Annotated in this window: 9 protein-coding genes; 4 read left to right on the top strand and 5 right to left on the bottom strand. The window is 70.2% G+C overall.

Going from position 1 to position 14274, the window contains the following annotated elements; genetic code table 11:
* Nucleotides 1-134 precede the first annotated feature (134 nt).
* On the top strand, nt 135-428 hold the full coding sequence (locus AC3EO7_RS11280; RefSeq protein ID WP_431968334.1) for a hypothetical protein: 294 nt from the start codon (nt 135-137) through the stop codon (nt 426-428).
* A gap of 7 nt (nt 429-435) precedes the next feature.
* On the opposite strand, the gene AC3EO7_RS11275 is transcribed toward AC3EO7_RS11280, so the two are convergent.
* Nucleotides 436-1200, bottom strand: a complete 765-nt coding sequence (locus AC3EO7_RS11275; RefSeq protein ID WP_431968547.1) for a class I SAM-dependent methyltransferase — start codon at nt 1198-1200, stop codon at nt 436-438.
* 140 nt (nt 1201-1340) lie between these two features.
* A complete protein-coding gene (locus AC3EO7_RS11270) occupies nt 1341-1475 on the bottom strand; it encodes a hypothetical protein (RefSeq protein WP_431968332.1) in 135 nt (44 codons plus the stop codon).
* A 245-nt stretch (nt 1476-1720) separates the two neighbouring features.
* Between AC3EO7_RS11270 and AC3EO7_RS11265 the strand changes: the two genes are divergently transcribed.
* On the top strand, nt 1721-2890 hold the full coding sequence (locus AC3EO7_RS11265) for a glycosyltransferase family 4 protein (protein ID WP_431968330.1): 1170 nt from the start codon (nt 1721-1723) through the stop codon (nt 2888-2890).
* Nucleotides 2891-3292: 402 nt separating this feature from the next.
* Here AC3EO7_RS11265 and AC3EO7_RS11260 read toward each other — a convergent pair whose 3' ends face one another.
* A complete protein-coding gene (locus tag AC3EO7_RS11260) occupies nt 3293-5197 on the bottom strand; it encodes an MmpA family trehalose lipid delivery protein (RefSeq protein WP_431968328.1) in 1905 nt (634 codons plus the stop codon).
* A 223-nt stretch (nt 5198-5420) separates the two neighbouring features.
* Between AC3EO7_RS11260 and AC3EO7_RS11255 the strand changes: the two genes are divergently transcribed.
* Complete coding sequence (locus tag AC3EO7_RS11255; RefSeq protein WP_435591141.1) at nt 5421-6638, top strand: polysaccharide biosynthesis protein; 1218 nt, start codon at nt 5421-5423, stop codon at nt 6636-6638.
* A gap of 431 nt (nt 6639-7069) precedes the next feature.
* On the opposite strand, the gene pgfA is transcribed toward AC3EO7_RS11255, so the two are convergent.
* Nucleotides 7070-8224, bottom strand: a complete 1155-nt coding sequence (pgfA, locus tag AC3EO7_RS11250; protein ID WP_431968324.1) for a cell envelope lipid trafficking protein PgfA — start codon at nt 8222-8224, stop codon at nt 7070-7072.
* 205 nt (nt 8225-8429) lie between these two features.
* Here pgfA and AC3EO7_RS11245 point away from each other — a divergent pair, with 205 nt between their 5' ends.
* Nucleotides 8430-9662, top strand: a complete 1233-nt coding sequence (locus AC3EO7_RS11245; protein WP_431968322.1) for an acyltransferase family protein — start codon at nt 8430-8432, stop codon at nt 9660-9662.
* A 296-nt stretch (nt 9663-9958) separates the two neighbouring features.
* Here AC3EO7_RS11245 and AC3EO7_RS11240 read toward each other — a convergent pair whose 3' ends face one another.
* Nucleotides 9959-14260 (bottom strand): alpha-(1->3)-arabinofuranosyltransferase domain-containing protein, encoded by a 4302-nt coding sequence (locus AC3EO7_RS11240; RefSeq protein WP_435591140.1) that lies wholly within the window; start codon nt 14258-14260, stop codon nt 9959-9961.
* Between the last annotated feature and the right edge of the window lie 14 nt (nt 14261-14274).

The raw sequence follows: 14274 nt of genomic DNA, 5'->3' as shown, positions 1-14274 counted from the left end.
TCCGAGAACGCACTATTGCGTTCTGTTGCTGGACAGTGGATGCTGTAGCTACTCATCAGCTCCCTCCCGCGTTTTCCGGCCGAAACATCGGCCGAGCAGCATTGATCAGAGACCGTAATTGGGGTGAACGAGTCATGGCGGTGCAAGTGATCGGCCGGTCGTTGATGACCAGCGATCAGACCGAACACCAGGCGAAGAGCGTCGGCGCGGGCGGCTGGGTGGTGTCGTTCCTACCGGGACGCACGCTGACCATCGAGCAGGCCACGGCGGCGATGCAGGCCGCGGAAGCGGTCGCCGCCGTCGGAATCCTCGCCGATCAAGTCGGATTGACCACCCTGGAGACGGTCGGGCTGGCCATTCAGGAATCGCCGTGGGAACGGGACGGGTCCTGTGGTCGCCGGTGGCGTCGCGGCTGGCTCGCGAAATAACCGGCGCTCAGGCCGATTTCGTCGCGACGACCACGAGGTTGCTCACGGCCAGCTCGCGCACCGCGGGAACGCGCACCAGCCACCACGCCCAGCGCGGGTGGTAGCGCGGGAAGACGGTGTGAACGTCGGCCGAAGTCGTTGCCGCCCAACGCAATCCCTCGGATGCCCGGACCGCGAACAGTGAGGTGCCGTACCGGTTCTTCGGTTCCTTGCCGTGCTTGCGGTGGTATCGGCGGGCTGCGTACTCGCCGCCGAGGTAGTGCCACGGTCCGGTCTCGTGTCCACCGAACGGGCCGTGCCACACCGTGTAGGACAGCACGATCAGTCCGCCGGGGCGGGTCACCCTGACCATCTCGTCCGCCATGGCCCACGGCTGCGGCACATGCTCGGCGACGTTCGACGAGAAGCAGATGTCGACGGCGTCGTCGCGGAAGGGCAGTGCCATGCCCGAGCCGCGCACGGCGCCCGGCACCGAGAGTCCGGCGGCGTGCATTTCCGAGGGATCGGGTTCGACGGGAATGTAGCGCGCGCCGGTCTTGGCGAACTCGTCGGCGAAATAGCCGGGGCCGCCGCCGACGTCCAGAATCGTCGTGCCCGCGAGGCCGGCTCCGGCGATGTCGGCGTAGAAGTCGCCGATCATCTCGGCGGTGTCGGTGGCGAGGCCGCCGTAGAAGCGCCCGGGATCGGACTGTTCGAAACGGAAGCTGCCGAGCAGTCGCAGCGACCGGCGCAGCGTCGCGCGTCGCGCGAATCGGGGCGCGTCGGAAGACATGATCTCGGCTCTCAGCACGGCGCCGAGTTTCGCACAGGCCTGTCCTCGGCCCGCCGACCGGCCGCTGTGCCCGTGGGCGCGGTGTGCTCACGCGAAAGCGGTCCGGAGCCGCGCGCACCGGACCGCCGCTTCGAGTCGGCTCAGCCGACGCCGCTGCTCGCGCCGCTTCCGGTCGAGGTGGACGACGTGATCAGCGCCAGGATCAAGCCGAGCAGGCCGTCCAGGTCGCCGCCGTTCCCGGCGCCACCGCCCGTCCTCGTCGGTGCCATTTTCATGGTGTTCTCCTCATCGTGACGGCCGGCCTTCGACCGGCCTGCCCCTGGAAATCGGGGCTGGCGGGAGGGTATCCAGATCGGGCTGTGAAATGTAGATGTTTCAGACAATTCGCTGGAAATCCCTTCGAATCGGCGGTGACGTGCCAGGATGTGCGCTAGGGCACTTGACCGAGGACCTCGTCTATTACTGTGTAGCCCGACCATCCGTGTCCCCGCCGGGACCTACCGACCGAGAGAAGCTCCACGTGCGCGAAGTCCTCCTGCTCTGCTGGCGTGACACTGGGCACCCACAGGGCGGCGGCAGTGAGCGGTACCTGGAACAGGTCGGCGCTCAGCTCGCCGCGCGCGGGGTCAAGGTCACGCTGCGCACTGCCCGCTACCCGGGTGCGCCGAAACGGGAACGCGTCGACGGCATCGACATCAGCCGCGGCGGCGGGCGCTACACCGTCTACCCGCGGGCCCTTGCCGCCATCGCTCTCGGCAGGCTCGGCATCGGACCGCTGCGCGGGGTGCGTCCCGATGCAGTGATCGACACGCAGAACGGCATCCCGTTCTTCGCGGCCGCCGCGAGCGACGCGCCCTCGGTGGTGCTGGTGCACCACGGGCACCGGGAACAGTGGCCGGTCGCCGGTCGCCTGGTCGGCCGGATCGGCTGGTGGATCGAATCGCGGTTGTCCCCGCGCGTGCATCGCGAGAACCAATACCTGACCGTGTCGCTGCCCTCGGCGGAGGAGCTGGCCACCCTCGGCGTGGATCGCTCGCGCATCGCGGTCGTCCGCAACGGGGCCGAGCCCGTGCCCGCCGACGCTCCCACCGGCGCGGCGACGACCCGCACGTCCGAGCCGCGCGTCGTGGTGCTGTCCCGGCTCGTGCCGCACAAGCAGATCGAAGACGCGCTCACCGCGGTCGCCCGGCTGCGCGACCGGATCCCCGGCCTGCGCCTCGACGTCGTCGGCGGCGGGTGGTGGGCCGAGAATCTCCAGGCCACCGCCCGCGAGCTGGATATCGCCGACGCCGTCACCTTCCACGGGCACGTCGACGAACGCCGCAAGCACGAACTGCTCGCCCGCGCCTGGGTACACGTGCTGCCCTCGCGCAAGGAGGGCTGGGGGCTTGCCGTGATCGAGGCCGCCCAGCACGGCGTGCCGACCGTCGGCTACCGCAGCTCCCGCGGCCTCACCGACTCGATCGTGGACGGCGTCACCGGACTGCTCGTCGACGACGTCACCCAGCTCACCACCGCCGTCGGCGACCTGCTCGAGGAATCCGCCGTGCGCGGCGTGATGGGAGAGAAGGCGCGCGCGAGGGCCAGGGAGTTCTCGTGGGAGCAGACCGGCAACGGCGTGTACGAGGTGCTCGCGGCGGTGTCGCGCGGCGAGCACGTCTCAGGGTTGGTCGCCGCGCCCGCGGATTGAAACTGAGGGCGTGCGGCTTTCACTTCGCCGGTGATGAACAAGGCCGCCCGGCGTAACCACCGCGGGTCCGTTGTTGCGACATCGGCGGAACTTGCTGCGCCGTCTCGGTTTCGACGGCGGGCGACTGCGGGAGCTGCGTCGCGTGAGCGCCGGACCGCGCGCCCATCGGCCGATCTGCCGTGTTGCGTCATCGCCGAACTTGCCGCGCTGAATCGGTTTGGATGTCGAGCGGCCAATTGGCCGATCTGTCGCGTCATCGCGGAACTTGCCACGCTGTCTCAGTTTTGGATGTCGAGCCGCTGGCGGGTCGGTGCGGGAGCTGCGAGCGAGTTCCGGGTCGCCGCCCAGTCGCGCGGCCCATCGGCTGATCTGCCGCAGCATCACGGAACTTGCTGCGCTGTATCAGTTTTCGACATCGTACAGACGATCTTCGGCACGGGAAATGCGTCGCGCTACCACCGTCAGCGCCGGGCCGCCGATCAGCATCATCGCCCAGAGGAGGTGCGCGGCGACTGCGAGCCCACGGTGGTCCGGTGCCGCGACGACAGGGTCTGGGCCCGGGACTCGGTACAGCGCGAGGTGGTCGTCGGCGTAGACCGGTTCGAGTTGGGCGAGTGTGGTTTTCGATTCGCCGAGCGGGCCGCGGGTGGTGCGCTCGACCAGCACCCATTCGACGCCGAGGCGTGACAGATCCCGCGCCGAACCGCCTTGGAGCAGAAGCGTTTCCACATCGCGGGCGCGCGTTCCTTCGCCCGCGACCGTGCGGCCGCGGACGGGAAGCTCTCCGGTTTGCAGCACGTCGTTGGGCAGCATGCGCGGCGCGGGGTCGAGCACCGGGGCGGCGCCGCTGTACGGGAACCTGCGGAACATGCCTGCGGGCAGCACCGCGACATCGCCCGGGGCGTCGATGCGTTCGGCGACGTGCTGCCAGCCCGGCGGGTAGTGGACCGCGCGCATCGCGCCGCCGACGCCCCACGCGAGATCGAACAGGGGGAGAACGAGGAAGGCGATGAATGCCGTCGCGGCCAGCGCGGTAGTGGTTGTCGCTGTGGACTTCGTTGCGGCAGTTGCCGTTCGGCGGAAGAGGGCGGCCAGCGCACAGCATCCGGCGGCGGCGCACAGCGCGTAGGCGGGCACGGCCAGCGCGACGTACTTCTGGGTGTCGCGGAGCAGGCCCGCGCCCGGCACGTTCACCACAAGCCACTCCATCGCCTCCATGCCCCAGCCGGTCGCGGCGAGCGCGGGCAGCACGACCGCCGCCGCGGCCAGCGCCAGCAGGGCGCGACGGACGCGCAGGCTCTCTCGCCCGCCGGTCCGGTCGGTGGCGACCGCGCGGATGCCGGAGACGACGATCGCGAGCAGCAGGAGGGTGGCGAGCAGCGCCAACGGCGTGGTGCGTGAATCCGGCACCGCGTCGGCGTTCCAGATGCCGCCGAGCCCGGCCAGCGAACCCAGAGTGGCGAGGCCGGGTTCGGCGCGCGCGGCGAACGCGGGAATGCCCGCGGGATCCGACGGCTCCGCTCCGGCGCCCGACAACAGCGTCGCGGTCAGCCAAGGCGCCGACGCCGCCACCAGCAGCGCGAGCGTGCCGGGGAGATGTCGGCGGCGGACTGTCACCGCCGCGGTGATGCCCGCGAGGAGAGCGCCGGTCGGCGTCAGCCCCGCGGCGGCGAAACACCCCGCGAGCGTCGCCCAGGCACCCAGCGTTTCCATGCTGGCCCGCCGAGGCGTGGCCTGCGGCGTTTCCGCGCTGTCGCGGACCTCGTCCTTCGAAGCGCGCCGCGTCCGCAGTCCCCACACGGGTCTCACACGGGCGCTGCCTCTGTGAGCCGCGTGTGCGGAGCCCCGTAAACGGTAGGCGGCGAGTGCTGTCCACGGCAGCGCCGCATATCCGGCCAGCAGGCTCCAGTGCCCCTGCAGCAGCCGTTCGGCCACGTACGGATTCCACAGCGCCACTGTCACCGCGACCAGTTGCGCGGCGAGAGGGGCGCGCAACAACTCCCGCACCAGCGCCGCGGAGCCGTACCCGGCCGCCCAGAGCGCGAGCACGAGAATGGCCTTCACGACCAACCCGCCGTCCACCAGCGGCGACACCGCCGCGAGCAGCGCGTCCTGCGGCACGGCCCGCGGCGCGGAGTCCCCGAGTCCGAGCGCGGAGCCCGTGAGATACGAACGCGGCGTGCTCACCGCGTCGCGCAGCAGCAGATAGCCGGGACCGAGCAGTGGCCCGACCACCACCGCCGCGAGCACCGCGCTGTACGCGCCCGCGACTACCCGCGTCCGCAGACCCGCACCGCCGTCACTCACGGATGAGAACCCTACGGCGCGGATCGTGCTGATGTTCGGAGAGCGGCCCGAGGCGACGATCCGGCTCGGGCTCGTGCCAGCGGCAGTCCGGTCCGTCGCGGTGTGGATCGCCCGAGCCGTCGGAGTACTCCGACCGCCGCATTACGGCGCCTTCGGACGACCACGAGAGCTCTCCGACCAGGGCCGCGCGCGCGTGTTTCGGATTGGGTGGGACTATTGCGGGATGTCTGTGGTTCGTCGTCCTCCTGTGGTGGCGGATCTGACGTTGGTGACGGCCGGGGCGATGACCGCCAACGTGGCCGGATACCTGCTGCAATTGCTGGCCGGGCGATGGCTCGGCGTCACGGGATACAGCGAGTTCGCGAGCCTGCTCGCGGTGCAACTGCTGTGCGCGGTTCCTGCGCTGGCGTTGCAGAACGTAGTCGCGCGCGAGCGAGTGCGTGGCGCCGAAGTGGCGGCGCTGCGCGGCTTGCAGTGGCGGTGCGCGCTGATCGTCGCGGCGGTGGCGGCCGTGCTCGTTCCGGTGGTGACGGTCGCGTTGAACGTCGGCGTGCTGGCGTGTGCCGGTGCGCTGTGCGCCGCGCCCGCGCTGGTTCTTCTCTCCGGCGAGCAGGGGATTTTGCAGGGCGGTCGGCGGTTCCGCGACCTCGCGGTGGTCCTCGGCTCGGCCGGTGTGGTCCGGGTGGCGCCCGCGCTGGTCGTGCTCGCGGTCGGCGGCGGGGCCGGGGCGGCGCTGTGGGCGGCGGCGCTCGGGTTGGTCGCGGCGGCGGTCTTCGCGCGCGTCCTGGCGGGTAGGCCCGCGCCGGAGGGCGAACCCGGCGGGCACATCGTCGGCGTTCTGCCCGTGCTGCGGGCCGCGCAGGTGCAGGCCGCGCTGATGGCGCTGTCGTCCGCCGACCTGATCGTGGTGCGGATGGTCCTCGACGAGGTCGACGCCAGCCGCTACGCCCTCGGCGCCATCGCCGCCAAGATCGCCTTCTGGCTGCCGCAGGCGGTGGGCGTCGTCCTCTACCCGCGGATGGCCCAGCCGACCCACTCCGCGCGCGCCATCCGCGACGCCCTCGCGGTGCTGTCGGCCATCGGCATCGTCGCGGTGCTCTGCGCCGCCCTCGCCGCACCCATCGCCCCTGTGCTCGCAGGACAGGACTACGCGCCGATTCAGGATCTGCTCTGGTTGTTCGCCCTGCACGGCGCGATCCTCGCGGTGCTCCAGGGCGCCGTGCTCTCCGCGATCGCGGTCGACCGCACGGCGCTGGCCGCCGTCACCTGGATCGGCCTCGTCGTCGAGGTCACCCTCATGGTCTCCTTCGCCCGGTCGGTCCCGGCCCTCATCACCACCGCCGTCTCCGTCGCCGCCGCGACCACGATCCTGGTCGCGGTCGTCGTCCTGCGCACCGCCGACCACACCGAACCAGCAGAAACCCAACCCGCGGCGGATTGAGCGCGAGGGCAAAGCCTTCGAAGGCCGAGGGGTGAGTGCGCCAATGGGGCCTGAGCGCGCGATGGCCGCGGACCGCGACCGGCCGAACGAACACACATCACCGATGCGAACAACCCAGGTTCGAGTACAGCGCCTACTGACGATTCATCGGGGCTGATCGACCGGCAACTGCAGCAGCGCACCATCAGAACAGGTTGATCAGCTGGTAGACGCCTGCGTTCTCACCGCCGGAGACCAGGTCGAACCATTCCTGGACGGCCTTGTGTCGACGCCGGGCGACGACCCCATGTGGCCGAAAACAGGACCCTGGCCGGTTGACCGATCGCGACCCGAGCGGAGAGCCAGCTGCGGAACCGCCGAGACGCCCTGGCAAACGACAACGGCTCCCCGACCGAATGGCCGGGGAGCCGTTGTCTCGGAACCGCTAGCGCCTAGAGGTTCTTCTTCACATTGATCTGCTCGGTCGGAGCGTCGTCCGCACCGCGCGGAGCCGGGCTGCGCGGCGGGGTGGCCGCACCGCTCGGGGGCAGGTTGCCGCCGCGCACCGGACGGGCCGGGGCGGGCGTGCCGCCGCCGCGAACACCGAGGATCGCGCCGACGATCGCCAGGATCACGCCGAGCACACCGAGCACGATCGGCATGATGCGGCCGTACAGCGAGAGCCGGTCGATGTTGTCCTGAGCCACCGACGACTGCGATTCGATGGTGTTCTCGTCGAAGACGATATGCGACTTCAGCGCGGTGACGTCCGGCTTGTCGCCGCTGCGCGCGTAGAAGAGGTGAAGCTGCTCGCCGCCCTTGATCACGGTGCCGGTCTGCGGCTCGACCCATAGGTCGCGGGTGTTGGTGTAGAAGCGGGTCATGGTGACCGGCTCCTCGCCCTCGAGGCCCCACTTGGCGGCGGGCAGCGACAGGCGGTTGGTCGGCACCTGCACGACGTCCCACAGGTTGGTGACCGGGATCGTCTGCTGGAAGTGGTAAACCTTCAAGCTGTTGATCTCGGTCTCTTCGACGAAGTTGATGTCGAAGGTCTTGCGCGCGTTGACGTCGAAGTACGGGTACGACTTCTTCTCGGTGCCGATCGGGAAGCGGTACTGCAGGCCGTTGCGATGCACGGGGTCGGCGATGCTCTCGCCTTCCCTGTTGACCGAGACCGCGATCGAGCCGTTCGGGTCCTTGTCGACCGGCATGCCGGTCTTGCGGTCGATGGTGACCCGGTCGACGAGCGCCGTGAGCAGGCCGGTGTCGCCCTGCTTGTCGATGCGACGCAGGGTCTGACCAGCCTGGACCGTCATCTCGGTGGCATCAGAAGGCTCTTCGACCGTGAGGAACCGCTGCGAGATCAGCGGAACGTTGGTGTCCACCTTTGCCGAACCCTCGGGCGCGGTGAGCGACCTCGAGTCGAGCACCAGGCTCTCTTCGCCCGGCTGATTGTTCGCGATGGTGGTGATCTCGAGGTCGAGAGGAGTCTTGGCCAGTTTGTCGACGGTGTAGGTCGGGATCAGCAGCGCCATGACGATCAGCAACGCGCCGAGACCTACGAGCAGGCAGGCCACCGTCCTTCTGGTACCGGCACTTAGTGCCATGCAAACACTCCTCGTCGTAGAACACAGGTCGGTCCGGCTAGTACCGCGGAGTAACCCACGGCACCACGTGAGCCCCGACACTAACAGTCCATTGGCGTACCATGCCGTGCCGAGGCCGGAATCCGACCAGAAATCGCCCGAGTTTAGCGCGAAAAGTGAAACGTGTAGTTCTCACCTGGAAAATTCCCTGGCAGACTGGAGCCCGATGACCGCCACTCTCGCCGCCGACACCGCGGCCACGACTTCGGCGCGGTCGCGCGGTTTCGTGCCCGCGTTGGAAGGTATGCGCGGGATGGCGGCGCTCGGCGTTCTGCTCACCCACGTCGCGTTCCAGACCGGAGCGACGGGAATGCCGGTGCTCGGCCGCATCTGGGAACGCTTCGATATGGCGGTCGCGGTCTTCTTCGCGCTCTCCGGATTCCTGCTGTGGCGCCCGCACGCCCAATCGGCCCGCGGTCTCGGAACCGCGCCGCCGACCGGCAACTACCTGCGACATCGTGCGGCGCGCATCCTGCCCGCCTACTGGGCGGTGGTTTGTGCCGTGCTGTTGCTGCTGCCCAGTGCGGCCGACACCGCGGGCCTGCGGGTATGGGGGTCCAACCTGGCGCTGCTCCAGGTCTTCGTGCCGCTGACCCTGACCGACGGGCTCACCCAGATGTGGAGTCTGTCGGTCGAAGTGGCGTTCTATCTGGTGCTGCCGCTGCTGGCGTTCGCGGTGGTCCGGCTGCGCGGGAAGTCGGCGCGCTGGCGGGTGCCCGTGGTGCTCGCGCTGGCGCTGGTGAGCCTGAGTTGGAATTTCCTTCCGGTGCCGACTCCGGACGCGATTCATGCCGACAACTGGCTGCCCGCATATCTGCCGTGGTTCGCGGCGGGAATACTGCTCGCCGAACTCGTCGATGATGTGCATCCGCTATCACTCTGGCGGCGTATCGCGGGCAACCAGCTCCTCATGTGGACCGTCGCGCTGATCGCCTTCCTGCTCTCGTCCACCGATTTCGGCGGGCCCGCCGGACTCACCAGGGCCGAGCCGTGGCAGTACGCCGCGAAGATGGCCCTCGGCGCGATCGTCGGCTTCGGCCTGCTCGCCCCGCTGGTGCTCGGCGATCGAAAGCACCGCTGGCTGGAATCCTCGGTCGCGGCAACCCTCGGCCGCTGGTCCTACGGCATCTTCCTCTGGCACCTCGGGGTGCTGTCGATAGTCTTTCCGGTGTTCGGCATCCTGCCGTTCCAGGGGAACTTCGTCTACGTCCTCATACTGACCGTCGCCATCACGCTGCCCGTCGCGGCAGCGAGCTACGCGCTGGTCGAGGAGCCGGCGCGGAAGCTGGCGCGGCGGATGGATCGTAGGAAGAGTGAGCGGAAGGCTGCGGCGGCCGCGGAGCCGGAGTCGATCAGTCCGCGGGGTGTGCCGGATTCGGCGGAGGCGGGAGCGGCCTGAGTCGGCCGTACCGGCACGCGTCTGCGCTCCGGTGACCGTGTTCTCCGGGGCCGACGGCTCCCCGCGGAGTAGGGCCCCAGCGCACACACCGACTGCCCTTCGCCGCCGCAGCCGAGGTCCACCAACCGCCATTTCTCTCCCGTCGATTTCCGCTCTCGCATCAGACGGATGTGTGGCGGCGCTCAGCCCGTCGCCGAGGCGGCGAGTCCGACGGCCATTGCCGCGCTGAGTGCGCGTGGCGCGCCCAGAGCGCCAAGGGCTGTGCAGCTCGGCCTCGCACCCGCCGACACTCGGCCTCACCCCCGCCGACGCGTGGGCAGCGCTGCGAGGCCGACGGCGATCACCGCGATCAGTGCGGGTAGCTGCACCCAGAGCGAGTGGCCCATATATCCGTCGGGTGCGCGCCACGGGCCGGTGGACAGGGCGGCGGCGGAGAGGGCGGTGCCGAGCCCTGCTATCGCGGCGAGGTACCGCGCGTACTGGTGGGCGGCGAAATGGGTTGCGGCGAGGCCCGCCACCGTCAGCGCGGCGCCGACTGGTCCGGCGATGATCGTCGCGGCGGCGGTGAGGCCGAGCGCGCCCAGGATGCGGCTGCGCCAAGGGCGTGGTGGAGCGGCCTCGGCGGCGAAATCGGTCACCGGAGGTTCGGGCACGCCCGGCAAGGGCGAGTCGGTCCGGTCCGCGTCGGTCGCGCGACGAGAATCCGCACGTGCCTCGGAACCGGTCGGCACACCCGATTCACCCTCGCGAACGCGACTGCCCCGCAGCCGGATCCGCCGCGGTATCGCGAGCAACGCCAACGGCACGAGCAGCAGCAATCCGCCGAAAATGCCCAGGCGATACCACCGATCGACCGGGAACGAGATGGTGATGGGTCCGTGAGCGTCCGCGGGCAGCAACCACGCCTGCTGCCACCCGTCCACCACGATCGGCTCGAGTGTGCGCCCGTCGGCGGTATGCGCCTCCCAGCCGACATTCGTGCTCAGTGGCAGTACCAGCAGACGGAGGTCCGTGGCCGGAGCGGTGGGCTCGAAGTTCGTGCGGTTCAGGCGCAGCCGGTCGACGGAGAACAGTTCGGTGGGCGCTACGACCACGTCCGCCCGGCCCTCCGGCACGGCGAGAGTCGCGTCCCCGGCATCGCAGACGCGCGCGGGAACCGGTGCGCTGGAACGCAACTCCGCGACGGTCGCCGTCACGGACGTGCGCAGGGTACGTCCGCCGAGAGCGATCGTCGGGCCGAGCTCGCAGGGCACGGTGACCTCACGGTCCACCCCGGCCTGCTCGGGATAGTCGGGCCCGAGCACGGTGACCTCGGCGATGCCCGGCGGTTGGCTCATGGCGAAGCCGAGAGCGGTCCTGTCCAGCACCGGCTTCCAGCTCTGCACGCTGAGTTCGATGCGGTCGGTGACCGTCGGGTGCAACGGAATTCGCGCCGCTTCACCCGGCACACGGTCGTCGAGCTCGCGGACCTGCGGACCGTTGCCGAGGTTCACCGACACCGAAAGGGGAGCCGCGGGCAGCCCGCCCAGCGACGCGGTGATGTCGAGTCCGTTCACCAACGCGGGTTCGGGCAGTTCGATGGTGAGTGTCGGTTTGGGTCCGGTGAGGTTGCGCACCGAGTCCTCGGGCGCCGTCCAGCTGGTGCGCATATCGCCGTCGGTCGCGGCGAACGCGGAGCCGCGCAGATCGCCGACGTCGGCCTTACCGCGCGCCACCGGCCTGCTGTTGTCGGTGAGCAGCGCCTCCAGGGCGGGGCCTTGCCTGGTGCGCACGGTGAGTTCGGGAGCGACCGTCATGGGTTCGGGAGAACTGAGGGTTCGTTCGAACAGGCCGGGCTCCTCCGGAGCCAGCGCCAGCCCCTTGCTGCACCTGACCCGATCGGGCGCGTCGAAACACGCACCGCGCCCGGGGAATTCCTGGCCGAGATCCCAGGCCGTCACCTGCGCCTGGTCGGGCGTGGCGGGCAGCACCGTGCGGTGCCGGATGTCCAATCGGACCGGAGCATCGCGGACGGTGTAGTCATCGAGGGTCAGTTCGCTGATGCCGAATTGTCCACCGCCGGAGCCGCCTTCGGTGCGGATGGCGGTGATCTTGAGCCAGTCGGTGCTGCCTGCGGGCAGCGAAATCGACACCGGCTCACCGGGTTCGATGATCCGCGCCGAGACGCTTCCGTGCGCGGTGCGCACCTCGACCCATTTCACCGGATCGCCGATCGCCGCCGAACTGGTGGTCAACCGCAGCAGGCCGGAGCTGATCGGCCGGTCCAGATCCAGCCGGAGCCATTGGCCCACAGCGCGTTCCGTGCCGTTGCTGATCCACGCCGTCGAGGGATCGCCGTCCACCACCGCTGCGGTCGAGCTGCCGGGGGCCGCGCCGCCGAGCTGGGTGGCGTCGGCGGCCGAACTGGACGCGGTCACCGTCGCGCCGGACCATTCACCCCGCACCAGTTCCGCACCCGGCACCGGGTAATCGGGCACCAGATTGTGGGTGCGACGAGCGTCGTCGGGAGTACGCAGCGCCGAATTGTGGTTGTCGACCCGGCCGAAATCGGCCTCCCGGTCCATCGGCGTATCGGTGACGGTGAGCGGTCCGATCGGCAGACCGGCGCGCGCGGCGTCGGCCGCGAACAGCGTCGTGTGCGGCGGCGAGCCGTCGCGGTACAACCGCTCGAGCACCTCCGGCCCGCCCTGCACCATCGGGACGGAGTCGAGCGGAACCGTGTACGCGCCGGGGAAGGATTCGGGAGCCCCTGTGCCGGAACGGATCTCGATCCCGTCGACAGGCGGCTGCGGTTCGACTCGGTAGATCTCGACCGCCGGATACGCCGGTCGCAGATCACCGTCGGCGACCAGGCCGTCGGCGACGACGTTGGTCTCGATCGGCCCTCCGAATTCGGCCACTTTGGTCAGGCCGGGGGAACCTTCGATCGCCTGGTGCGCGAGCAGCGGCCTGGTCGACCGCGAGGTCTCCGGGTCGAGGTCGTTGCGCAGCACCAGGATTCCGATGCCCTGGTCGGCGAGCGTCGCGGCCAAACCGGTCGACGGGCGGCCGTCCGCGATGAGCCGCTGCACCGAGTCCATCGCGCGGATGGTGCCCGGGGGGTTCAGCGGCACCGCGTCGCGCACCGCCCACGGCGTGCTCGCCAGCGCTTGCAGCGGCTCGTCGCGAGTCAGTCCCCATACCTGGCTGCCGAAGGGCGCGCCCGGCACCACCAGCGCGCGCGTGTCGGCGGCGTGCTCGGCCAACCAGTCCGCCGTCTGCTGCCAGTAGGCGGGCACCTCGTCGTAGGACCCGCGCGGGGCCAGCTTGCCGGTCCAGGCCAGCGAGGTGGACAGCGCGAGCGCGGTGAGGATCAACCCGGCGACCGCGACCATCCGATTGCGTTCCGGATGCGCGAACGCGCTGCGCCACACCGGCAGCGGCACCGAGGCGGGCAGCGGCACCCGAGCCAGCAGATGAGCCAGACCCAGCATCAACGGAATGCGGATCAGCGGCTCGAGCTTGTGCACGTTGCGCAGCGGCGCGCCGCTCGAATCCAGGAAGATCCGCACCGAGTCCGCGAACGGCCCGCTGAGCTCGCCCACGTAACCCGCACAGATCCCGACCAGCCCGACCAGCAGGATCAGCGCCAGCCGCCCGCGGTACGGCATCGACCGCATGGCGAGTCCGGCCATGCCCGCCGCCGCGAGCAGACCGGTGGCCAGCACCGCCGCGGGCTGGGTCACCAGGACCGCGCCCGCGATGCGTTCCGGCGAGACGAACGGGGTCCAGCTGTCGGTGCCGCGCAGCACCTCGGCCAGCGACGCCCACTGCGTGGTCACCCCGGAGGATTCGATGTAGTCCAGAAACGGCGGGCTCACCCTGCCGAGCAGCAGCAGCGGCACGGCCCACCAGAACGTGGCGAGCACGAGCAGCGGAATCCAGGCCGCCGTGAAACGCCACCAGCGCTTGTTCGGCTTGTACGAAGCCCACCAGATCAGGGCGGGCAGGAACGCGGCGACCGTGGCCACGGCGTTCACCGCGCCCATCAACGCGAGCGCCAGCGCGCTGCCCGCGGGCGAGGCGGCGCCGCCACGCTTGTGACGGCGGTACGCGGCGCCGAGGGCGGCGGGCGCGAGCAAGACCCACGGCGCGAGCACCATCGGCAGGGTCTCCGAGGAGATCGAGCCGAGCGTGGTGAGCACGCGCGGAGACAGTGTGTACGCGACCGCCGCGATGATCCTGGACCCGCGGCTGCCGAGGCCGAGCGCCTCGCAGAGCCGGACGATGCCCCAGAACCCGGCGAGCAGCAGCAGCGCCCACCAGATCCGCTGCGTCACCCAGGCGGGCAGGCCGAGCAGATCTCCGGCCGAGAAGAACGCGCCGTGCGGGAAGAAGTACCCGTACGCCTGGTTCTGCACCTGGCCCATCGGGGCCTGGCTGCTCCATAGGTGCGCGGCGCGGTCGAGGAAACCCAGCGGATTCTGCGCCAGGTCGTACTTCGTGTCGGCGACCGTCTGTCCGGGCGCCTGCAGGAAGGTCAGCAGGAACGCCACGACAACCGTCGCGGCGAACCATCGTCTACCGAGCGGCGCGGCCTCGGACGAATCCGAGGCCACACCGGAGGAGCCGA

Source organism: Nocardia sp. bgisy118 (assembly GCF_057708605.1).
This window is presented reverse-complemented; position numbering and strand designations above follow the sequence as displayed.